Origin of the sequence: Rhizobium sophoriradicis (assembly GCF_025200795.1) — a bacterium.
Lineage (GTDB): Bacteria > Pseudomonadota > Alphaproteobacteria > Rhizobiales > Rhizobiaceae > Rhizobium > Rhizobium sophoriradicis.
Genome location: NZ_CP104152.1, coordinates 2,914,470 through 2,934,979, shown reverse-complemented (window position 1 = coordinate 2,934,979; position 20,510 = coordinate 2,914,470). Strand labels below are relative to the sequence as shown.

Sequence of the window (20,510 nt, the reverse complement as noted above, 5' to 3'; positions counted from 1 at the left end):
CGCGGGGCGGGAAGGACCGTTTTCCCTTACTCTTTCATCGACAGCCAGCGGGTGCGGTGGATGTCCTGGATGTTGTCGACGAAGCCTTCGACCTTCGGCGACACGACATTCTTCGAGACATAGTAGTAGATCGGCAGGGCGGCGGACTCATCAAGCGCCAGCTGCTCGGCCTTCTTGAAGATCTCGGCGCGCTTCTTCAGATCGGTTTCGGCGTTGCCGTCCTTGATCAGCTTGTCGTAGTCGGGATTGCTCCAGCGGCCGTAATTCATCTGCACGCCTGTTACCAAGAGGTTCAGGAAGTTGTCCGGATCGTTGTAATCGGCGAGCCAGCCGGCACGGCCGATTTCGACCTGGCCACGCTGCATCTGGTCGTAATGCACCTTGGTTTCGGCATTGACGAGCTCGACATCGACGCCCAGCGGCTTCCACATGGAGGCGATCGCCACGGCGATGCGCTTGTGGTTGTCGTTGGTGTTGTAGCTGAGGACGGCGCGAAGCGGCTTGTCCGGACCGAAGCCGGCCTCAGTGAGCAGCTTCTTGGCTTCGGCGACCTTGTCCTTATAAGGCAGGTCCTTCCAGCTGACATAGGCCGGCTCGCCGTAATTGGCGGTGCCCGGCGGAACCCAGGAATAGGCCGGCAGTTCGCCGGTGCCGAGGATCTGCGGGCCGATCACTTCACGGTTGATCGCCATCGACAGCGCCTGGCGGACGCGCTTGTCGCTGAAGGGCGGCTTCTGCGAATTGACGACATAATAATAGAGGCCGGAGAAGGGGGCGACATGCGCCTGGCCCGGCAGGTTCTTCTTCATCCATTCGTACTGGTCGGTCGGGAAATCGGTGAGGATATCGAATTCGCCGGCACGGTAACGTTTCAGCGCGGCTTCCTGATCCTCCAGAACGAAGAACTTGGCGCCGTCGATCTTCAGGTCCTTGGTGCCGTACCACTGGTCGTTCTTGACGGTGGTAACATGCGAACCAGGAACCCATTCGGTCGGCTTATAGGGGCCGTTGGTCACAATGTTGCCGATCTTGACCCAATCCTGGCCCTTGGCCTCGACGACGTGTTTGGGCAACGGGTAAGCCGTGTAATGCATCAGCGCATTGATGAAATAGGGGGTCGGATTTTCCAGTGTGATTTCGAGCGTCTTGTCGTCGATCGCCTTGACGCCGAGCTGGTTGAGGTCGGTGATTTCGCCCTTGTTGATCTTTTCGGCGTTCTTGATGGTGAACTGCAGATAGGCATAATCGGCGGCGTTCTTCGGGTCGACGAGGCGCTGGAAGGCGAAGACGAAGTCTCCTGCCGTTACCGGCTGGCCATCGGACCACTTGATTCCGTCGCGAAGCTTGAAGGTGTAGACCTTGCCGTCCGGCGAAATGGTCCAGCTTTCGGCTTGCCCGGGAATCGGATTGTCCTTGGCGTCTTCGGTGACGAGGCCTTCGAAAATGTCGCCGGCAATACGATTCTCCCAATCGCCGGAAAGCTTCTGCGGATCGAGCGACTGCGGATCCCCACCATTGTGAATGTTGAGCGTGGCCGCATGCGCCGAAAACGCCAGCAATGTGCCAAGCATTGCGGAGGCGAGAATTTTTTTCGTGAACTGGTTCATCGTGGGTCCACCTTTCTAGGCTTTGCGCCTTTATTAGACATCTGTTCCCGACATTTGACCTCTTACGTGCAGGTCAGTGCGCACCTTATCGCAAAGGCTTTGCGTTGCAACCCCAAATCCGGAGGCCGGATTCCGGTTGTGGACAAGCCTATATGCGCCCTCCTCTTGCCGGATCGCGACGAACTGTCGCGGACCGTTTTGGGCCGCTGCTCCAGGCTTCACGTGGTTGTCTTTTGCCCCGTCCGCTTTAGTGTTGCGAGCGCAAACGAAGCAGGAGATGTAGCCGATGGCATTGCAGGCAGGCGGGAATGGAGATTGGTGGCGCGGCGCGGTGATCTATCAGGTCTACCCGCGCTCGTTTCAAGACACCAACAGCGATGGCCTCGGCGACCTCAAGGGCATTACCCGCCGGCTGCCGCATATCGCCAGTCTCGGTGTCGATGCGATCTGGCTCTCGCCCTTCTTCAAGTCGCCGATGGCCGACATGGGCTATGACGTGTCAGATTATTGCGACGTCGACCCGATCTTCGGGACGCTCGCCGATTTCGACGAGATGATGGCGGAGGCGCACAGGCTCGGCATCAAGGTCGTCATCGACCAGGTGATCTCGCACACTTCGGACCGGCATCCCTGGTTCGTCGAGAGCCGGTCGAGCCGGACCAATCCCAAGGGGGACTGGTATGTCTGGGCCGATCCGAAGCCGGATGGGACGGCGCCGAACAATTGGCTGTCGATCTTCGGCGGGCCGGGCTGGGAATGGGATGGCGTGCGCCGGCAATATTACCAGCATAACTTCCTGACCTCGCAGCCGGACCTCAACTTCCACAGCGAAGAAGTGCAGGATGCGGTGCTGGAGACGGTGAAGTTCTGGCTCGACCGCGGCGTCGACGGCTTCCGGCTGGATACGGTGAATTACTATTTCTGCGACAAGCAGCTCAGAAGCAATCCACCGCATGAGCCCGACGAGGATGACGCTGGCCTCGATGCCCCAGACAGCAATCCTTACGGCATGCAGAACCACCTTTACGACAAGACCCAGCCGGAAAATGTCGATTTCCTCAAGCGCTTGCGGGCGCTGCTCGACCAGTACGAGGATCGCACGACTGTCGGCGAGGTCGGCGATGGGGCGCGTTCGCTAAAGACGGTTGGCGCCTATACGAGCGGCGGCGACAAGCTGCACATGTGCTACACATTCGACCTGCTCGGACCGGAGTTCACGGCCGAGCATATTCGCGGTTGCGTCGAAGCGTTCCAGGAGGTGGTGACCGATGGCTGGGTCTGCTGGGCTTTTTCAAACCACGACGTCATGCGTCATGTCAGCCGTTTTGCGCTGACGGCGGATGAGCGGCCCGTCATCGCCAAATTGGCCATCTCGGTGCTTGCGGCGCTGCGCGGTTCGATCTGCCTCTACCAGGGTGAGGAGCTCGGCCTGCCGGAGGCGGAGCTCGCCTTCGAGGATCTGCGCGACCCCTACGGCATCCGCTTCTGGCCGGCGTTCAAGGGCCGCGACGGATGCCGCACGCCGATGCCCTGGGAAGCCGGCAAGGCGCATGCGGGCTTCACCTCGGCGGAAAAGAGCTGGTTGCCGGTGCCTTATGAGCAGGCTGCGCTTTCCGTGGATACGCAGGAGGACAGCTACGACTCGGTGCTGCACCACTACCGCAGGACGCTCGCCTTCCGGAAGAGCCACCCAGCGCTGATCGACGGCGAAATGACTTTTGTCGGCACCAACCAGGACCTGCTCGCCTTCACCCGCGAAAAGGGCGGGGAAAAACTGCTGTTCGTTTACAACCTGACGCGCGAACCGGCGGAATTTCGCCTGCCTGAGGGTATGCTGGTCAGGCAATCGCTCGAGATGCCGGGCTTTGAAGCGATGGGAGGCGCGGGCACGGTGAAGCTTGTGGCGCTGGACGGGTTCTGTGCGCGGGTTTGACGGGTTACTTCAGAAGCTTGTCGTAATCGGCATGAGAGCCGATCCAAAACCAGACGACGTGGTCGCCATCCCTGACGGCTAAAGCTCTCCAGGACGTGCCGACGCGTGCCCACCAGAAGCGGCCGACGCGCTTGAAATGCAGGGATGGATGTCTGGGATCTTGTTTGAGCAGATCGAAATTTTCGTCGGCCAACTGCCGCACCTGCTCAGGCAAGCCGTCATAGGCCTCCCAGAAGGAGGGAGTTGCCTGGTGTTTCAAAGCGGTCTTGTCTTTCCGGCACGAAAATCGGCCAAGGCCTTCTCCGCGAAATGATCGAGCTTGCCGCTTGCTGCGTCTGTTTCCATCTGCCGATCCCAGCGTTCAGCCTGAAGGGCTTCAAACCAAGCGGAAAAGGCCTCGAGCTCATGCTTGTCGAGTTCGGTCACGGATTTTTCAATCTGTTCCAGCTTTGTCATGATCAGCTCCAGAAATACCGAAAAATAGGCGCTGCTGCGGAATTTGCCAATAATACTCTCACCCGATCAGCGCGAATTTGTCCACATCGACCATGCCGCGGTCGGATATCTTCAGATGCGGAATGACGGGCAGCGGCAGGAAGGCCAACTGGAGGAAAGGTTCTTCCAGCGTTGCGCCGAGTGCGAAGGCGGCCTTGCGCAGATCATGCAGCGTATCGCGGACCTTTTCGTAAGGCTCGAGGCTCATCAGGCCGGCAATGGGCAGGGCGATTTCGCCGGTGACCTTGCCATCCTCCACGACGACAAAGCCGCCCTGGATTTCGCCGAGGCGGTTTGCGGCGCGCGCCATGTCATCCTCGCTGACGCCGACGACGCAGATATTGTGGCTGTCATGGCCGACAGTAGAGGCGATCGCGCCCTTCTTCAGGCCGAAGCCCTGGACGAAGCCATTGGCGTGGTTGCCGTTCTTGCCGTGGCGTTCGATGACGGCGACCTTGATGATGTCGTTGGCAAGGTCGACCGCCGTCTCGTTGCCTTTGACGGGCAGCCGGTAGCGGCGATGCTCGGTGATGATCTTGCCAGGCGTGACGCCGATCACCGGCGTCTCGCCTTCGGCGACCGGTACACCGAAATGGGCGGCGTTGACCGGGCGGGCCTTGACGCTGTCGAGGCCGATCGGGGCGACCGGCTTGCGCGTGGAAAAGAGCGCGTCGCTGACGCGGCGGCCGGCCGAGAAGACCATGTCGGCGCGGCAACCTTCCAGACTGTCGAGAACCACGAGATCAGCGCGCCAGCCCGGCGCCACCAAGCCGCGATCCCGCAGGCCGAAGGCGCGGGCGGCGGAGATCGAGGCGGCGCGATAGATCGCCAGGGGTTCGACGCCGTTGGCGATCGCCGTGCGGATCATGTGGTCGAGATGGCCTTGTTCGGCGATGTCGAGCGGATTGCGGTCGTCGGTGCAGAGCGCGAGATAGGGTGAAAGCCGCTCGGTGATGATGGGAATCAGTGCGGCGAGATCCTTCGACACGGAGCCCTCGCGCACGAGGATATGCATGCCCTTGCGGATCTTTTCCAGCGCCTCAGTGGCGGTCGTGCATTCGTGCTCGGTGCGGATGCCGGCTGCGAGATAACCGTTGAGGTCGTTGCCGGAAAGAAGCGGTGCATGACCGTCGATATGGCCGCCTTGGAAGGCATCGAGCTTGGCCATGCAAACCGGATCCTTGTGGATCACCCCGGGGAAATTCATGAATTCCGCAAGGCCGATGACCTTCGGGTGATGGCGGAAGGGCAGGAGGCGTTCGATCGGCAGGTCGGCGCCTGCCGTTTCGAGATGGGTCGCCGGCACGCAGGAAGAGAGCTGGACGCGGATGTCCATGATCGTCTCGAGCGCGGATTGCAGAAAGAATTCGATGCCGGCGGTGCCGAGCACATTGGCGATCTCGTGCGGATCGCAGATCGCCGTGGTAACGCCATAAGGCAGGACGCAGCGGTCGAATTCATGCGGTGTGACGAGCGAGGATTCGATGTGCAGATGCGTGTCGATGAAGCCGGGAACGACCGTTCGGCCGGATATGTCGATCTCGGTTTCACCCACATAAGTGCCTGATGTGCCGACAATGCGGTCGGCGCCGATGGCGATGTCGGAGCGGACGACTTCGCCGGTGACGAGATCGAAGAAGCTGCCGCCCTTCAGCACGATGTCGGCGGGCACGCGGCCTACACCCTGGTCGATGAGACGTTCGAGTCTGCTGGTCATGGCACCGCTCACATTGCAACCGATTCCGAAACTTATAACCGATCTGCCGCGACATGCGATGCCTACAAACGAAACCGGGCGCCGAATGGCGCCCGATCGCAGTCTTTCATGTCGTGGCTTATTCGGCCGCGACGATCTTGCCGCTTTCCCACTTGTAGAGCGAGAAGCTCTGCGAGGTCAGGTCGCCGGCTTCGCCGTAGGTGACCTTGCCGATGGCGGTCGGGATCTCCTTGCCGTCTTTCAGGGCGGCGGCGACGGCTGCGGCATCCTCGGCGCTGCCGGCCTTCTCGATTCCGGCCTTCAGCACTTCGACGGCAGCGTAGGCGTTCAGCGTGAAGGCCTCGGCCGGAATGTTCTTGGCGGCGAGCGCATCGGCAGCCGTCTTGGAGTCTGGACTCTTCGTGGCGTCCGACGCATTGGTGAACAGCGTGCCCCCCGCCGCATCCGTGCCGATCGCCCAGAATTCGGTGTTGGAGAGGCCGTCGCCGCCGATGATCATCGCGTTGGCGGAGAGATCATGCAGCTGGCGGGCCAGCAGGCCGCCTTCCGGGTGATAGCCGCCGAAATAGACGATATCGACCTTCTCGGACTTGATCCGGGTGGTGAGCGCGCTGAAATCCTTGTCGCCGGGCGTGATCGCGTCATTGACGACTTCGGTAACGCCGCCGGCGTTCAGCGTCGCCTTGAAGGCATCGGCGAGGCCTTTGCCATAGGCGCCCTTGTCGTTGACGATGGCGATGCGCTTGTCCTTGAAGTTCTGCAGCACGTATTTGGCGGCGACTTCCGCCTGCTGGTCGTCGCGACCGCAAGTGCGCAGCACATTGGTGAGGCCCCGCTTGGTCAGGTCGGGGGCGGTTGCCGTCGGGGTGACCATCAAGACGCCATTTTCAGCCAAGACGTCCGATACCGGGATAGCGACACCGGATGTCACCGGGCCGACGACGAAGCGGATGCCGTCGCCGACGACCTTGTTGGCGGCGGAAACGCCCTGCTTCGGTTCGCCGGCATCGTCGGCCAGTTCGAGGACGACCTTCTCGCCGAGAATCCCGCCCTTCTTGTTGATCTCGTCGACGGCGGTCTGAGCGCCGTTCTTCACCTGATCGCCATAGGCGGCGACCGGACCGGTCAGCGGCGCGATCAGCCCGATCGTGATATCGGCATGCGCAAGCGGTGCAAAGGCGAGTGACGCGACGAGGGTCGCCGTCAATGTCTTGAGAGTCATTGTCTGTCTCCTTGGATGGGGTCTTCGACCCACGATGAGGCGCCGCGCCGGTTTACCCGATCATTCAACGGCCCTTCGGGGCCGTGCCAAGGACGAACGGTAACGGCGCGATCAGCGAGCCCGCCGGCCATGTTTGACTCGAGGAAGCTCATAGCGAGATTTCTAGGAATTTTGATGAGATTGCGCAAGTTCATAACAATATGGACGGAAAATACGGTCTATCCGACCGAAAACGCGGCTTGATCGGATCATTTCCAACATTTTCAGGGATTTTTCAGAGTCGAGGTCGCCAAAGGCCAGGGCCTTCGCCGAACGAAACCACCTCCATAAGGTTGTCTTTAGCTTTCCCATTAACCGTTAGTTTGGCCAATGACAGTAGGATCGCACGATACTCAAATACGGCGCATAAAAGAGACTGCATAAATTACATAGATATATCGGGAAATAGAGATCTGGATGCTCAAGCGTATCGATGCCGGTCAGGTGCGTATCGGAATGTTTGTAGAGGCTGTCGAGGGCCTGTGGCAGGATCCGCTTTTGTCCAAGCGCAGATTTTCCCTGCGGCGCGAAGTCGATGCCGCAAAAATTCGTAAATGCGGCACCGTCAGCGTCGTCATCAATACGAGCAAGGGGCTCGACACCAACGGGCTGCCGGCCCGTGACATCGAGATCGACATCCAGGCGGCGCGCGAGACCGTCCAGAAATCCGTCCAGTTGCTGGAAGAGGCTTTCGGGCGGCTGCGCAACGGCGACGGAGTGAGCGTCGATCACCTGACGCCGGTGATTTCTTCGGTCTCCAAGTCGATGGATGAGAACCCTTCGGTTTTCCTCAGCGTCACCCGCCTGAAATCAAAAGACGAAGTGACCTTCCTGCATTCCATTTCGGTGAGCGCGCTGATGATCCTTTTCAGCCGCCATCTCGCGCTCGATGAACATACAATCCAGATGCTCGGCACCGCGGGTTTGCTGCACGACGTCGGAAAGCTTGAAATTCCGCTTGAAGTCCTCAACAAGGCAGGGCCGCTGGAAAGGGATGAGATCAGCTTGCTCCGGGGCCATCCGGAGAAAGGGCATGCGATCCTGTCGCGGCAGGAGGGCATGTCGGAGATCGTTCTCGACGTTTGCCTCAATCATCACGAGCGCATCGATGGCAAAGGTTATCCGCGCAGCTTGTCCGGCAGCGAGGTGAGCCTTCATTCGCGGATTGCCACGATCTGCGATGTCTATGACGCCATCACTTCGGTGCGGCCGTATAAGGCGCCATGGAGCGCCAGCGAGGCACTGAAATGGATGCTCGGCGCTGAAGGGCATTTCGATCGCCAGCTCTTGAAAAAATTCGCGATCTGCCTTTCCGTCGCCTCTGTAAGCTGAGGCTTTGCATCTTCAGGCGAAAAGACCCGCGAGAGCATTGTCCGCGGGCCTTGGGCGGACCTTCCGGCGGGTCTTCAGATGTTGTTCTGAAGGATCGTCCTGAGCTTACCGAACAGCTCGTCGATATGGTGCTTTTCGATAATCAGCGGCGGGGAGAGCGCGATAATGTCGCCGGTGGTGCGGATCAGCAGTCCGCTCTCATAGGCCTTCAGGAAAGCCGTGAAGGCGCGCTTGGTGGGCTCGCCGCCGATCGGGTCGAGTTCAATTGCGCCGATCAGGCCGGTGTTCCTGATATCGATGACGTTGGGGCAGTTCTTCAGCGAATGCAGCGCGTCTGCCCAATAGTCGGAAAGTTCGGCGGCACGCGTGAGCAAGCCCTCTTCCTTGTAGGTGTCGAGCGTGGCGAGGGCTGCGGCAGACGCGATCGGGTTGCCGGAATAGGTGTAGCCGTGGAAGAACTCGATCATGTGCTCGGGGCCATTCATGAAGGCGTCATGAATCTCGGAGGTGACGAACACGGCGCCCATCGGGATGACCCCATTGGTCAGTCCTTTGGCGGTGGTGATCATGTCGGGCTTGACGTCGTAGTATTGCGCGGCGAAGGGGGCGCCGAGGCGGCCAAAACCGGTGATGACTTCGTCGAAGATCAGCAGGATGCCGTGCTTGGTGCAGATCTCGCGCAGCTTCTGCAGGTAACCCTTCGGCGGGATGAGGACGCCGGTGGAGCCGGCCACCGGCTCGACGATGACGGCGGCGACCGTCGAGGCGTCATGCAGTGTGACGATACGCTCCAGCTCGGTGGCGATATCGCCGCCATGCTCGGGCTCGCCACGAGTGAAGTTGTTTTTGCCGGGCTGGTGGGTGTGCGGCATGTGATCGACACCGGTGAGCAGCGTGCCGAACATCTTGCGGTTGGCGACAATGCCGCCGACGGAAATGCCGCCGAAATTGACGCCGTGATAGCCGCGCTCGCGGCCGATCAGGCGGAAGCGCGAACCGTTGCCCTTTACGCGGTGATAGGCAAGGGCCACCTTGAGCGCGGTCTCGACGGATTCGGAGCCGGAATTGGTGTAGAGGACATGGTTCATGCCTTCCGGGGCGATGTCGACCAGACGGTTCGCCAATTCGAAGGCCTTGGGATGGCCGAGCTGGAAGGCAGGGGCGTAATCGAGTTCGCCCGCCTGCTCGCGGATCGCCTCGGTGATCTTCGGACGGCAGTGGCCGGCGTTGACGCACCAGAGGCCGGCGGTGCCGTCCAATACCTGGCGGCCGTCATGGGTGGTATAATACATGTCCTTGGCGCCGACGAACAGCCGCGGCTCCTTCTTGAACTGGCGATTTGCCGTAAACGGCATCCAGAAGGCGCGAAGATCGTTCGGTGCATTGAGGCGGTTGGACATGCTGTTCTCCTGGCCGTCGTCGGCCGTTCCCGAAGGGGCTTGTCGCCCGAATTTTTACTGCCCGGTCAAATTATCAGGGCATCTCAACGCGTCAACACCTCACATGCTTCAGCTCAGAAAGAACTCGCCAAAAGGAACGACCGGCAAATCGCGAGATTTGCCGGTCGTGCCGTTAAGGTTCACGTGCTGAAATATCGTTGCCGTGGCTTCCGGGAGGCTTCCCGTGCGCCACCGGCGTAGCCGATGGTCATGTCAGCGCTATCATCAGGCCGCGGATCTGCTTCTGCTCGGAACGAGGTAGATGTCTTCCAGCGTCGCCAGGATCTTCATAACCGGCTCAGATGTGCTTGAGTAATAGATAGTCTGGGCGTCGCGGCGGGTCTTGACCAGCTTCTGCGCGCGGAGTTTCGAAAGGTGCTGTGAAAGAGCCGACTGGCTGAGGCCGACTTGTGCGGCAAGCACGCCGACCGCGACTTCGCCCTTTACCAGGCTGCACAGGATCAGCAATCTTTTAGGGTTGGCCATAGCTGACAATAGCGCTGCCGCCACATTCGTGTGGTCAGCCAAATCAAGGGTTTCCATATTGTTATCTTCCTAATGCAAAACGTACATCATCTGTCGGGGACAGGCCGTCTGCCGAGCTGGCGGCCAAAACTAGCAATTGGGCTCGAAGATTGTATATACCTAAATTTAAGGTATCGAGTATGCTATTTTAGATATGTTTGAACAAATGTGATCGGAATCCACAGCGAGAGTTTCGAATTCGTATCGCACCAATAAGTCCCCGGAAATGATCTCGAAACCCGCCGGATCGATGCCGCAGATGCGCCAAGAAGCCGATTCCGGGGCATTTAGGCGCACTGCAAGCATCGCTGCCACGTCGGGATGGCGCTCTACTAAATCTCGCACTGTTTCGGCCGCTTTGGCGGCGATCTCCTCGTTTGCCGGCGATTGGATGATGAGGTCTCGTCCGTCGAGATGGTAGGCGCGGCCGAAGCCGCCGTTGAGGCTCGCCCGCTCCGGTTTGAGACGGAAGAAGAGGAAGTCGGGAAAATCGATATAAAGTTTTGCCTTGGGATGGCGATTGAGAAAGCGCGTGCGGATGCGCTCGTGGAACGGATGACCATTCTCGACCGGCTCCGCCATGCATTGGGTCGTCAGCCGACCATAGGCGAGGGGGTCGCCCTTGCCCGGCTCGCCGGTGAGCAACGAGGCGCGTGGGTCCTTTGCCAGCGCCTTCGTATGTGCCGAAAGCCTCGAAACGAGGATGACCGGGACTCCGTCGATATCGGTGGCGAGCAAGACGCGGCTGGCGAAGGGAAAACCGGTCTCGGGATCGAGAACGGCGATGGCCGCGTGCCGTGCGGAGCGCAACAGCACGCGGGCAAGCTTGCGGGCTTCATCGTCGGTTTCGCGTATGGGCGAGGGCTGATCTTTCATATCCGCTATGTGGCAAAGCGGATTGAAAACATCAAGCGTCCTGCTTGCGGCGATGGCGGGTGAGGCCGGCGACGATATCCTGAGCCGAGACGGTGCCGACGATGGCGCCGTTCTCGACGATGCCGATACTGCCCGGTTGGCGGGCAAGCGCATCAAGAACATCGACGAGCGGGGTCGCTGCGCGGGCCGTGGCGCTGACGCTCATGCCGGCGGCCGTCTGGCCGAGGCCAGGCTGCATGACGTCGGCGGCAGTTAGCATGTTGATCGGATTGAGGTTCTGTACGAAATCGGCGACATACTGGTCGGCGGGGTTCCTGACGATGTCATGCGGCGTTCCGCACTGGATGATGCGGCCGCCCTCCATGATGGCGATGCGGTTGCCGATGCGGAAGGCCTCGTCGAGATCGTGGCTGACGAACAGGATTGTCTTCTTCAGCCGCCGCTGGAACTCCAGGAGCTCATCCTGCAGTCGAGTGCGGATCAATGGGTCGAGCGCCGAGAAAGGCTCGTCCATGAGCAGGATCGGCGCGCCGGTGGCAAAGGCGCGGGCAAGACCGACACGCTGCTGCATGCCGCCTGAGAGTTCGTTGACCTTACGGTCGGCCCATTTCGTCAGGTTGACGAGTTCGAGCTGCTCGCCGACACGCTGCTTGCGTTCGGCCTCCGGCATGCCGGCAAGTTCAAGGCCGAAGCCGACATTTTCGGCGACGGTGCGCCAGGGCAGAAGGGCAAACTGCTGGAACACCATGGAGACGGTGTGGGTGCGCAGGCCACGCAGCGCCTTGGCATTGCATCGGTAAGGGTTGACGGGGCCGGTGGAGGTCGAGACCGAAACATCGCCGCGCACCACGGGCGCAAGTCCGTTGACGGCGCGCAGCAGCGTCGACTTGCCGGAGCCGGAGAGGCCCATCAGCACGAGGATCTCGCCTTCCTCGATAGTCAGTGAGGCATTGGCGACGCCGAGCACGAGGCCGGTTGCGGCGCCGATCTCATCGCGCGTTTTGCCCTGGTCGGCCATGGCAAGCGCCGTTTCCGGCCGGTCGCCGAAGATGATGCTGACATTCTTAAAGTCTATCGCCGTCATGCGCCGTCTCCTTCGTCCCCTGCGCGGAATATGCGGTCGAGAATGATCGCCAGGATGACGATGCAGAAGCCGGCGTCGAAGCCTTTCGCGATATTGACGGTGTTCAGCGCACGCACGACAGGCACGCCAAGTCCGGGAGCGCCGACAAGCGCGGCAATGACCACCATCGACAGCGACAGCATGATGGTCTGGGTGAGGCCCGCCATAATCTGCGGCGCGGCAAAGGGAAGCTCGACCTTGCGCAGCACCTGCATCGGCCGCGCACCGAAGGCGACAGCGGCTTCAACGAGGGATGGCGGCGTCGAGATGATGCCGAGGCGCGTCAGCCGGATGGGGGCGGGAATTGCGAAAATGACGGTTGCGATCAGGCCCGGCACCATGCCGAGGCCGAAGAGGATCAGCGCCGGGATCAGATAGACGAATGTCGGGATCGTCTGCATGAGATCGAGCACCGGGCGCATGGCGGCATAGACCCAGGGGCGGCGGGCGGCGGCAATGCCGAGCGGGATACCGATCACCATACAGACGAAGGTGGCGGCGAGCACCAGGGCGAGCGTCTCCGTCGTCTCCTTCCAATAGTCCTGGTTCACGATGAGCAGCAGCCCAAAACAGGTGAAGACCGCAACCGCGATCGACCGGCGCAGCCAGAAGGCTATGCCGGTGATGGCAGCGATGACGATCAGCGGGTGAGGCTTCTGCAGCAGGAAGAGCAGGCCGTCTATGGCGCTCGACAGCAGGAATGCCAGCTGGTTGAAGAACCACTCGCCATTCGAGGTCAACCAGTCCACGAAGGATTTGGCCCCGGGGCCGATGGGAATCTTAAAGTCGGTGATCCAATTCAAGGTTCGCGCCTATCCAGAAAAAATCAACAATCGGACAAAATGAAACGGGGCGGAAAGCCGCCCCATTCATATCATCAAAGGCCGAGACCGGCCTTGGCGGCTGCGAGCGCATCGCCTTGGCCGTCGCGGGTCTTGACGCCCGCGAGCCAGGGCTCGAGCGCGGAGGGATTGGCCTTCAGCCATGCGGAAGCGGCTGCTTCAGGCTCTTCGCCATCGTTCAGGATCTTGCCCATGATCTGGTTCTCCATGTCGAGGGAGAACTTCAGGTTCTTCAGCATGGTGCCGACATTCGGGCATTCTTCGAGATAGCCAGCGCGAACGTTGGTGAAGACCTTGGCGCCGCCGAAGTCGGGGCCAAAGATGTCGTCACCGCCGCTCAGGTAGGTCAGCTTGAAGTTGGTGTTCATCGGGTGGGGTTCCCAGCCGAGGAAAACCACGGGCTTGCCTGCCTTGTCGGCGCGGGCGACCTGGGCGAGCATGCCCTGTTCGGAGGATTCGACCACCTCCATACCCTTCATGCCGAAAGTGTCCTTTTCGATCATGTCCATGATCAGGCGGTTGCCGTCATTGCCCGGCTCGATGCCATAGATCTTGCCGTCGAGATCTTCTTTATGGGCGGCAATATCCTTGAAGTCCTTGATGCCGAGTTCCGCACCCTTGGCGTTGGTGGCGAGCGTATACTTGGCGCCGACGAGGTTCGGGCCGAAGGATTCGACCGACTTGTCGTCGAGATAGGGACGGACGTCCTTTTCCTGGGTTTCCATCCAGTTGCCGAGGAAGACGTCGATGTCCTTGTTCTTCAGCGAGGTATAGGTGACCGGCACCGAGAGAACCTTGACGTCGGTCTGGTAGCCGATGCTCTTCAGGACGACGGATGCGGTGGCGGTGGTGGCGGTGATGTCAGTCCAGCCGACGTCCGAGAAGCGGACGGTGGAGCAACTGTCAGGGTCGGCGGCGAAGGCGGCGGTCGCAACGGAGAGGGCGGCGACGGCGGTCGCGGTGACGAGTTTGAATGTGCTTGTTGTTTTCATTTTAGACTCCCAGTCTTTAGGTCCCCAAGCCAATCACCAATAACCCAGTTTGACAAGCGACCTCAGTGCGTTTGCGGCGTATCGACCTATGTGATTGCGACGTCGGCGATTTTTTCGCAGCGCCGCGTTTTGGTGACTTTCAGGGGTGTTTTTGCATGGATTCCTGTGATTAGCGCCGTCACGGGGCTTTTCTTTGCCGTTGTGAGCTTTCAATAAGCTGAGCAAGGAGACATCGGATGGCAAAACTCTATTTCAACTATTCGACGATGAACGCCGGCAAGTCGACGCTGCTGCTGCAGGCCTCCTACAATTATCAGGAGCGCGGCATGCGTACGGTGCAGCTGATTGCGGCCTTCGACGAGCGCGCCGGCCGGGGCGTCATCGGCTCGAGGATCGGGCTGGAAGCGAGCGCCATCCCCTTCGAGCCGCACGAAGATCTGTTCAAGCTCATCGCCGGACTGTGCGGCGACGGGGCGCCGATTTCCTGCGTCTTCGTCGACGAGGCGCATTTCATGACGGCCGTCCATGTCTGGCAGCTTGCCCGTGTCGTCGATCGGCTCGGCATCCCTGTCATGGTCTATGGGCTCCGGACCGACTTCCAGGGCAAACTGTTTCCGGCTTCGCAGGAGTTGCTGGCGATCGCTGACGAGATGCGCGAAGTGCGCACGATCTGCCATTGCGGCCGTAAGGCGACGATGGTTGTGCGGCTCGACGCCCACGGCAAGGTGCTGCACGAGGGCGCGCAGATCGATGTCGGCGGTAACGAGAAATATGTCTCGCTCTGCCGCAGGCACTGGGACGACGAAATGAACGGCGCCTGGATCGCGGAGCCGGTCTGAGGGGGAGCCTGTTTTCTTTGTCGCCGTAAGCGACTAGAGCATTTCCTGGTTAGATTGAAGCAGTCTGTTGGCTCACACGGAGTCGGATGGTCGACCGGCCGGCGCGCGTCGTAGCCCAGCTCTACGGCCAAGCCGGCCGGTCGATCAGCCGGCCCGTTTCAGCCAACCTGAAAGGCCGGGCATCTTTCCGCCAGGATCAGAGGCGATCGGCTCGGACGTACCTTGGGGTATGCCCATCGCCAATCGCCTCTGCCCTGACGAAAACCTGCTCCGGCAGAATGCTTCAATCTAGCCAGGAAATGCTCTAGCCTGCAGACAGCAGATTCCCTGGAGAAATCAGGTGCGCAAAGCCCCGTCATTCGACAGCCGTTATGAAACCGCGGGCGGCTTCGCCGAAAAGATCGCGGCCGATGGAGCCTATTGCGCAGCCTGCATCCGTGCCTTTGACAGCGACGAAAAACATTCGGCCGATGAGGTCTTCCTCGAACAGAATGTGCGCTTTCAAGAGCATATCGCAGATGGCGCCGCGCTGGACGCTCTGCTGGCCGAGCTCGTCTTCTCCCTCGACCGGCTGACGGCGGAAGTGTCGGCAGACCTCGACAGTTTCCGGGGATTGACGATGCGCGAGAAAATGGCCGGCTGGACGTCGCGCCAGCGGATGTGGCGGATGTATACCGAACGTGTGCGCGAGGCGCCCGTCATCGAGCGGCTGCTCGATCTTTTGGTGAAATCGGACGCGCTTGCAAGGCTGATCACCACACAGCGCTCCGCGCTCGTCGAACGCCACAAGGCGGCCGAACATAATCTCGTCAGCGTCGTTGAGCACCGCCGCCGGCTGGTCGATTCCATCGATATCGCCCGTCTCAGGATGAAAGAGCTCAACGCCAAGGCGCTGACGACGCAGGGTCGCATCGGCGTCTACGGCAACAGAGCGCATTGGGAGCAGATGGAGGCGGAGCGGCGGGCGCTGAAGGCGGAGGCCGAGCGTATCTCCACCGAGGAGCACGAGATGCGCGACGACAGCCAGCGGCGGGAGCGCTTTATCAGCCTGTTTCAGGCCTTCGTCGATGCGATGAACAGCCAGATCGCCGTCTGCAACGTGCTTTTGTACAAGCTGATGATCGATGTCGAAGAGCGGCTGATCATCTATCAGGCGCAGGTCGATACCGACAGGCCGGGCATGAAGGCCAGGATCAAGCCGGAGTTCTTTCCGGATATCGCCGCGCCGATCCGCTTGTTCGAGAAGGGCATGCTGGTCGCCCAGGATCTGGAGCGGCGCAAGGGCCGCGCCGCTCTCGAAGTCGCGAGACGGCTTCCCGCCTATGCCGAACCATCGCCCGAAGCACCAGGGGCGCCATTGATCGATACGGTCCGCCGGCCCTTTCGCTTCAGCCTGCCTTTTCTGCGCTCCTGAGCCGTGAAGCGCGGGGTTCGCGCTGCTTTCATTCGTAAAAATCGACGGGCTCGTGTTGTGCTCGGCCCATCGAGCGCATATGTGGATGCAACGGGGCGGCGATGTCCTACTGCATAATTCCTTAAATCGGGATCGATTTAAGGAATTATGCAGCAACTCAAAGTGCTACAGCGTCCTTAGCGCGTCTGAAAAGACGCGCGGCGCTGTAGTGTTCGCCTCGCCTGACAGGAGACGACGATGCTTGACCGGATAGCCGGTTTTTTCAGGCTGATCGGCCAGACGATTGGCCGTTGGGCCCGCCTGTTTTTTGCCTGGGCCTTCTGGCCCTTCCTCGCCGCGCATGGCTGGTATCAGCGCCGGAGTTGGTTGATCCGGTTGCCGATCATCGCGTTCGTCGCGCTCTTCGTCGTGCTCTACGGCTATTTCTTCTGGCAGACGCAGGTCTGGTCGAATTTCAACACCGCTTTCGTCGATCAGTACCGGCTTTCCGAACGCAAGGTTGCCGCCGGGCAGGAACTGCCGTCCGCCGAGGGCAGTGTGGCGGTCGCCGCCAAGACCTGCCAGCGCTCTGCCATCGTCGACGTCACAGCGGATCTTACCGATTTCAACGTCAATCAGAATGCATGGATCTCCTCCATGCTGCTCTACAAGATGGGCTTCTTCGGGATCGACTGGGATCACACGCCCTTCCTCGACAACAAGGCGTCGTTCCAGCGCGGCATCAACCAGGCAGTCCGGCGAACCTCGGCGGAACTCGTCGATACGCTCGGGCGCGTGCGTGGGACGTCGGGCATCAACAATGATCTGCAGAGCGCGCGCGGCAATCTGCAGTTCGACGAACATAGCTGGTATTTCGGGTTCAATCCTTTCGGGCCAAAGACTCCGACGCCCTCTTATTACCGCTCGGCAATCGGCAGCCTGCGCAAATTCAACACCGATCTTTCCGCCTGCAACGTCATTTTCGACGGTCGCGCCGACAATCTCATGCAGTTCATCGACCGTGTCGCCAACGATCTCGGCGGCACCTCAGATATGCTAGCCGAGCGCTCGGAGAACCATAATCGCGGCTGGTTCGATACGCGCGCCGACGACCGGTTCTGGTTCGCCTACGGTCAGCTCTACGCCTATTACGCCATTCTTGCCGCCGCACAGTCGGATTTCTCGCAGGTGGTGCAGGAGCGCAATCTCGGCGCAGTCTGGGGCGGCACGATGCGGCAGTTCCAGGCGGCGCTGCGCGTCCAGCCGGCGATCATCTCGAACGGGCGCGAGGATGGGTGGATCATGCCGAGCCATCTCGCCACCATGGGCTTCTACATCTTGAGGGTGCGCTCGAACCTGGTGGAAATCCGTTCGGTGCTCGATCGTTAGGCGGCCGGAAACTGAAAGGCGATAGGCACCGAGCATCCGAACGAATCCGCATCGGTGACGCCGATATGGGCGGACGACGTGCTGACTCTCGTTTGATCCTCAGTTGATCAGCTTCAATCGAATTGCTTTTGCTACCAATTGGGTGCGGTTGACGCAATCGAGTTTCTTGATCGCATTCGTCATGTAGGCATTCACCGTATGGTCCGACAGCGCCAGGATCTGGCCGATTTCGATTGAGGTCTTGCCCTGTGCGGTCCAGCGCACGACTTCGAGTTCACGCGCCGACAGCGCATTATGGGCGCTTTCCTCGTTGCGTCTGACGGTGTTATATGCGTCGAGGGCGTGGAGGATGATGATCGCCAGCTCGTTGACCTCGCTCTGGCCGAGTGCGGCGCGTTCGCCGCAAAACCAGAAGACCAGGCGGCGGCCGTCGACTGCAATGGTCGGCATGGCAACGCCCGCCGGTATCGCATGGTGCAGCATCAGGGCGCGCAGTTCGGCGGGAAAGGCCTGACCATTGACGGCATCGTTGAGGTGCCAGGCCAGCGGCACGGCCGATTCCCTCAGCCGCAAGCCGAAAGGGCAACCACGCATCATATTGGCGCGGTCGAAATCGCGGACATAGGCGGCGGGAAGCGAACTCTCGATCAACAGCGGCTTCAGCAGGAGGTCTTCCGGGGAGGGGGCGTGCATCAGCGTCGCATGAGACAATCCGAAGGCCGTAGCTACCCTGCCGAGCGCCTGGGCAAAAAGGCCACGCGTTCCTGCTACCGTAAGCTCCGCCGAAAGCAACGACTGTCTTTCAGAGATGGTCATGTAAGACATTTGTACGCCTCCGGCAGCCGCAATGTTAACGCTATCAAATACAAAAATGCCGGCGGATGCTAGTCCTTATCGCGCTTGCGCAGGCCGATTAACTCAAATTGTGAAGAAATAGTCACAATCCCGCGCGCGTCGGTTGAGCTGCCGCTTGTGCTAGTAGCGCTGTGGTATTTTTGACTTCTACTGATGCGGGACTGCTGTAGATATCTGCGACGCCGGACAGGTAGAGAATCATGCCGAAAGGCCTGGGCGGTGAGGGGCGCCGAAATCCGCCTTGCTGCCGATCAATGCAGTTGCTAAGTCTATTACCATGTATAGCCGGGACGGTTTAATCGTGCGCTTTGCGAATAGCTTTTGTCTGAAATATCTGTCTTTCCTGCCGTTACTTGCTTTTCTTCTTGTGATCTTGCCGGCTGCGGCCGCAACGTCGCAGGCCGCCGAGCAACAGAAGCAGGCTGTGCAGCCGCCCATGCGCTTCGTCATTGTGCGCAGTCTTCTTTGCCAGGAAAACTGTCCGGAATGGATATCGGCGGAGGGACGAATAACCTCCGATACGCCGGCTCGACTGAAGAAGATTCTCAAGGCGGCGAGCGGACGAAAACTGCCGGTCGTCTTCCGTTCGGAGGGCGGCGATGTCGATGCCGCCTATGCAATGGGCCGAATGATCCGCAAGGCCGGATTGGAAACGGCGGTCGGCGGCACGCGGCTGAAAGGTTGCCCAACTGCTGATCCGCGCTGCGACGCTGCTATCGCAAAGGACGGCAGCTCGATCGGTTACACCTATTCGGCCGGTGCATACTGCTTTTCCGCCTGTCCGCTGGCCTTTGCCGGTGGCACCTCGCGCGTCTCATCGCAATGGGCTTTGATCGGCGTTCACCAGATTACGACGATCTATAACAGGATGCGCATTTCCTACCGCATCGAATACAAGATCGTGAACGGCAAGAAGAAGGAAATCTCTCGCAAAGAGGTGGGACGCAAGGTGGCGGGGCAGACCAGTTCCACCAAGCTCGGAAAGAAGAGCAGCGCTGCGTTGACGGCCTATTTGAAGGAAATGGGCGTTGACGACGACGTGATTGATCAAATGATGAGCGCCACACCCGACAGCATCAAGATCGTACCGCCTGCGGAAGCACTGCGCATGAGGCTGATGACGGACATGCTGGCTTACAACGAATGGCCCGGCATGCCGCTTTGCGCGCCGGATGCACCGGCCGAGGCTGTCTGCCATGGCCATCCGCCAGCCCAGGCGCCCGCGGCGGCCCCCTCGGGCGGCTAACCCTTGTCCTTCAGGTCATTCTTCGACGTCACGCTCATCAGCTTCTCGAGGAAACCGAGCATGACGGCGGAGGCGACGAAGGCGAGGTGCATCAGGGTCAGCCACATGATCTTGCCGTCGGCATATTTGTCGGCGTTGAGGAAGACCTGCAGCAGGTGGATCGAGGAGATGGCGACGATCGAGGAGGCGACCTTGATCTTCAGGCTGCCGGAATCGAGCTTGCCGAGAAAGGAGACCTCGTTGTCGGCCTCGCCTGCTTCATCGAAGCGGCTTACGAAATTCTCGTAGCCCGAGATCATCACCATGACGATCAGGCTGGCGACGAGGGCTGCATCGATCAGTCCGAGCATGGCAAGAATCATCTCGGCCTCGTCGAGGTCGAAGACGCCGGAGGCGATCTTCAGGAACTTATAGCCGAAGGAAACGGCATAGACGGCGAGAGCCAGCACCAAACCGATATAGAAGACGACGAGGAGCCAACGGCTCGACAGGATGACGCGCTCGATGATGAGTTCCAGTGACTTCATATTTTCACCCTGTGAACGGCAATCGTTATGCGCGAGATAAACACCGAGCGTGGCAGCCGCAAGGCGCGGCGCTATTCACACCCTGCCGATATTTCGCTATCCCGATGAAGAGGAAATGT

General features: G+C 60.2%; 18 protein-coding genes and 1 pseudogene. 6 read left to right on the top strand and 13 right to left on the bottom strand.

The window, feature by feature from the left end:
• Positions 1 to 26 precede the first annotated feature (26 nt).
• Positions 27 to 1,607, bottom strand: a complete 1,581-nt coding sequence (locus N2597_RS14610; RefSeq protein WP_038690475.1) for a peptide ABC transporter substrate-binding protein — start codon at positions 1,605 to 1,607, stop codon at positions 27 to 29.
• A gap of 286 nt (positions 1,608 to 1,893) precedes the next feature.
• On the opposite strand from N2597_RS14610, the gene bglA reads away from it, so the two are divergent.
• Positions 1,894 to 3,540: a beta-galactosidase BglA gene (gene bglA, locus N2597_RS14605; protein WP_183597067.1), complete on the top strand. Its 1,647-nt coding sequence runs from the start codon at positions 1,894 to 1,896 to the stop codon at positions 3,538 to 3,540.
• A 4-nt stretch (positions 3,541 to 3,544) separates the two neighbouring features.
• Here bglA and N2597_RS14600 read toward each other — a convergent pair whose 3' ends face one another.
• The 4 genes from N2597_RS14600 to N2597_RS14585 form a co-directional block, all read right to left on the bottom strand.
• Complete coding sequence (locus N2597_RS14600) at positions 3,545 to 3,799, bottom strand: ParE family toxin-like protein (RefSeq protein WP_096762311.1); 255 nt, start codon at positions 3,797 to 3,799, stop codon at positions 3,545 to 3,547.
• Positions 3,796 to 3,996: a hypothetical protein gene (locus N2597_RS14595; RefSeq protein WP_096762312.1), complete on the bottom strand. Its 201-nt coding sequence runs from the start codon at positions 3,994 to 3,996 to the stop codon at positions 3,796 to 3,798. The genes N2597_RS14600 and N2597_RS14595 overlap by 4 nt, the downstream gene beginning before the upstream one ends.
• Before the next feature lie 58 nt (positions 3,997 to 4,054).
• Positions 4,055 to 5,752, bottom strand: a complete 1,698-nt coding sequence (gene ade / locus N2597_RS14590) for an adenine deaminase (RefSeq protein ID WP_106795490.1) — start codon at positions 5,750 to 5,752, stop codon at positions 4,055 to 4,057.
• Between the two features lie 118 nt (positions 5,753 to 5,870).
• A complete protein-coding gene (locus tag N2597_RS14585; protein WP_039621320.1) occupies positions 5,871 to 6,974 on the bottom strand; it encodes a branched-chain amino acid ABC transporter substrate-binding protein in 1,104 nt (367 codons plus the stop codon).
• A 456-nt stretch (positions 6,975 to 7,430) separates the two neighbouring features.
• On the opposite strand from N2597_RS14585, the gene N2597_RS14580 reads away from it, so the two are divergent.
• Positions 7,431 to 8,345 carry an HD-GYP domain-containing protein gene (locus N2597_RS14580; protein WP_077989995.1) on the top strand — a complete coding sequence of 305 codons (915 nt, stop codon included), beginning with the start codon at positions 7,431 to 7,433 and terminating at the stop codon, positions 8,343 to 8,345.
• 74 nt (positions 8,346 to 8,419) lie between these two features.
• Here the strand turns inward: N2597_RS14580 and aptA are convergent, their stop codons facing one another.
• From aptA to N2597_RS14550, 6 genes are all read right to left on the bottom strand, one after another.
• Entirely contained in the window at positions 8,420 to 9,745 is a 1,326-nt protein-coding gene (gene aptA / locus N2597_RS14575; protein WP_183597069.1) for an omega-aminotransferase AptA, read from the bottom strand.
• A gap of 264 nt (positions 9,746 to 10,009) precedes the next feature.
• Positions 10,010 to 10,327, bottom strand: a complete 318-nt coding sequence (locus N2597_RS14570; RefSeq protein ID WP_038690464.1) for an ArsR/SmtB family transcription factor — start codon at positions 10,325 to 10,327, stop codon at positions 10,010 to 10,012.
• Between the two features lie 108 nt (positions 10,328 to 10,435).
• Positions 10,436 to 11,185, bottom strand: a complete 750-nt coding sequence (locus N2597_RS14565; protein WP_183597071.1) for a HugZ family pyridoxamine 5'-phosphate oxidase — start codon at positions 11,183 to 11,185, stop codon at positions 10,436 to 10,438.
• A 31-nt stretch (positions 11,186 to 11,216) separates the two neighbouring features.
• Positions 11,217 to 12,269, bottom strand: a complete 1,053-nt coding sequence (gene choV, locus N2597_RS14560) for a choline ABC transporter ATP-binding protein (protein ID WP_106795489.1) — start codon at positions 12,267 to 12,269, stop codon at positions 11,217 to 11,219.
• Positions 12,266 to 13,111 carry a choline ABC transporter permease subunit gene (choW, locus tag N2597_RS14555; RefSeq protein WP_039621311.1) on the bottom strand — a complete coding sequence of 282 codons (846 nt, stop codon included), beginning with the start codon at positions 13,109 to 13,111 and terminating at the stop codon, positions 12,266 to 12,268. The genes choV and choW overlap by 4 nt, the downstream gene beginning before the upstream one ends.
• Positions 13,112 to 13,185: 74 nt before the next feature.
• Entirely contained in the window at positions 13,186 to 14,142 is a 957-nt protein-coding gene (locus N2597_RS14550; RefSeq protein WP_010057129.1) for a choline ABC transporter substrate-binding protein, read from the bottom strand.
• A gap of 236 nt (positions 14,143 to 14,378) precedes the next feature.
• On the opposite strand from N2597_RS14550, the gene N2597_RS14545 reads away from it, so the two are divergent.
• From N2597_RS14545 to N2597_RS14535, 3 genes are all read left to right on the top strand, one after another.
• A complete protein-coding gene (locus N2597_RS14545; protein WP_009996176.1) occupies positions 14,379 to 14,981 on the top strand; it encodes a thymidine kinase in 603 nt (200 codons plus the stop codon).
• Positions 14,982 to 15,321: 340 nt separating this feature from the next.
• Positions 15,322 to 16,395 carry a hypothetical protein gene (locus tag N2597_RS14540; protein ID WP_077989998.1) on the top strand — a complete coding sequence of 358 codons (1,074 nt, stop codon included), beginning with the start codon at positions 15,322 to 15,324 and terminating at the stop codon, positions 16,393 to 16,395.
• 237 nt (positions 16,396 to 16,632) lie between these two features.
• Positions 16,633 to 17,763, top strand: a complete 1,131-nt coding sequence (locus N2597_RS14535) for a DUF2333 family protein (RefSeq protein ID WP_077989999.1) — start codon at positions 16,633 to 16,635, stop codon at positions 17,761 to 17,763.
• 99 nt (positions 17,764 to 17,862) lie between these two features.
• Here the strand turns inward: N2597_RS14535 and N2597_RS14530 are convergent, their stop codons facing one another.
• The gene (locus tag N2597_RS14530; RefSeq protein WP_077990000.1) at positions 17,863 to 18,588 is read right to left on the bottom strand and encodes a helix-turn-helix transcriptional regulator; all 726 of its coding nucleotides are present in this window, start codon (positions 18,586 to 18,588) and stop codon (positions 17,863 to 17,865) included.
• Positions 18,589 to 18,919: 331 nt separating this feature from the next.
• On the opposite strand from N2597_RS14530, the pseudogene N2597_RS14525 reads away from it, so the two are divergent.
• Positions 18,920 to 19,849, top strand: a pseudogene (locus tag N2597_RS14525) (COG3904 family protein); the annotation flags it as partial.
• Positions 19,850 to 19,860: 11 nt separating this feature from the next.
• Here N2597_RS14525 and N2597_RS14520 read toward each other — a convergent pair.
• Positions 19,861 to 20,391 carry a TIGR00645 family protein gene (locus tag N2597_RS14520; protein ID WP_096762317.1) on the bottom strand — a complete coding sequence of 177 codons (531 nt, stop codon included), beginning with the start codon at positions 20,389 to 20,391 and terminating at the stop codon, positions 19,861 to 19,863.
• Positions 20,392 to 20,510: the final 119 nt, after the last annotated feature.

Bases quoted from the DNA above. Each gene is read 5' to 3' on its own strand.
- N2597_RS14610 (WP_038690475.1), bottom strand. From the start codon at position 1,607: ATGAACCAGTTCACGAAAAAAATTCTCGCCTCCGCAATGCTTGGCACA.
- bglA (WP_183597067.1), top strand. From the start codon at position 1,894: ATGGCATTGCAGGCAGGCGGGAATGGAGATTGGTGGCGCGGCGCGGTG.
- N2597_RS14595 (WP_096762312.1), bottom strand. From the start codon at position 3,996: ATGACAAAGCTGGAACAGATTGAAAAATCCGTGACCGAACTCGACAAG.
- ade (WP_106795490.1), bottom strand. From the start codon at position 5,752: ATGACCAGCAGACTCGAACGTCTCATCGACCAGGGTGTAGGCCGCGTG.
- N2597_RS14585 (WP_039621320.1), bottom strand. From the start codon at position 6,974: ATGACTCTCAAGACATTGACGGCGACCCTCGTCGCGTCACTCGCCTTT.
- N2597_RS14580 (WP_077989995.1), top strand. From the start codon at position 7,431: ATGCTCAAGCGTATCGATGCCGGTCAGGTGCGTATCGGAATGTTTGTA.
- aptA (WP_183597069.1), bottom strand. From the start codon at position 9,745: ATGTCCAACCGCCTCAATGCACCGAACGATCTTCGCGCCTTCTGGATG.
- N2597_RS14570 (WP_038690464.1), bottom strand. From the start codon at position 10,327: ATGGAAACCCTTGATTTGGCTGACCACACGAATGTGGCGGCAGCGCTA.
- N2597_RS14565 (WP_183597071.1), bottom strand. From the start codon at position 11,185: ATGAAAGATCAGCCCTCGCCCATACGCGAAACCGACGATGAAGCCCGC.
- choV (WP_106795489.1), bottom strand. From the start codon at position 12,269: ATGACGGCGATAGACTTTAAGAATGTCAGCATCATCTTCGGCGACCGG.
- N2597_RS14550 (WP_010057129.1), bottom strand. From the start codon at position 14,142: ATGAAAACAACAAGCACATTCAAACTCGTCACCGCGACCGCCGTCGCC.
- N2597_RS14545 (WP_009996176.1), top strand. From the start codon at position 14,379: ATGGCAAAACTCTATTTCAACTATTCGACGATGAACGCCGGCAAGTCG.
- N2597_RS14535 (WP_077989999.1), top strand. From the start codon at position 16,633: ATGCTTGACCGGATAGCCGGTTTTTTCAGGCTGATCGGCCAGACGATT.
- N2597_RS14530 (WP_077990000.1), bottom strand. From the start codon at position 18,588: ATGTCTTACATGACCATCTCTGAAAGACAGTCGTTGCTTTCGGCGGAG.
- N2597_RS14520 (WP_096762317.1), bottom strand. From the start codon at position 20,391: ATGAAGTCACTGGAACTCATCATCGAGCGCGTCATCCTGTCGAGCCGT.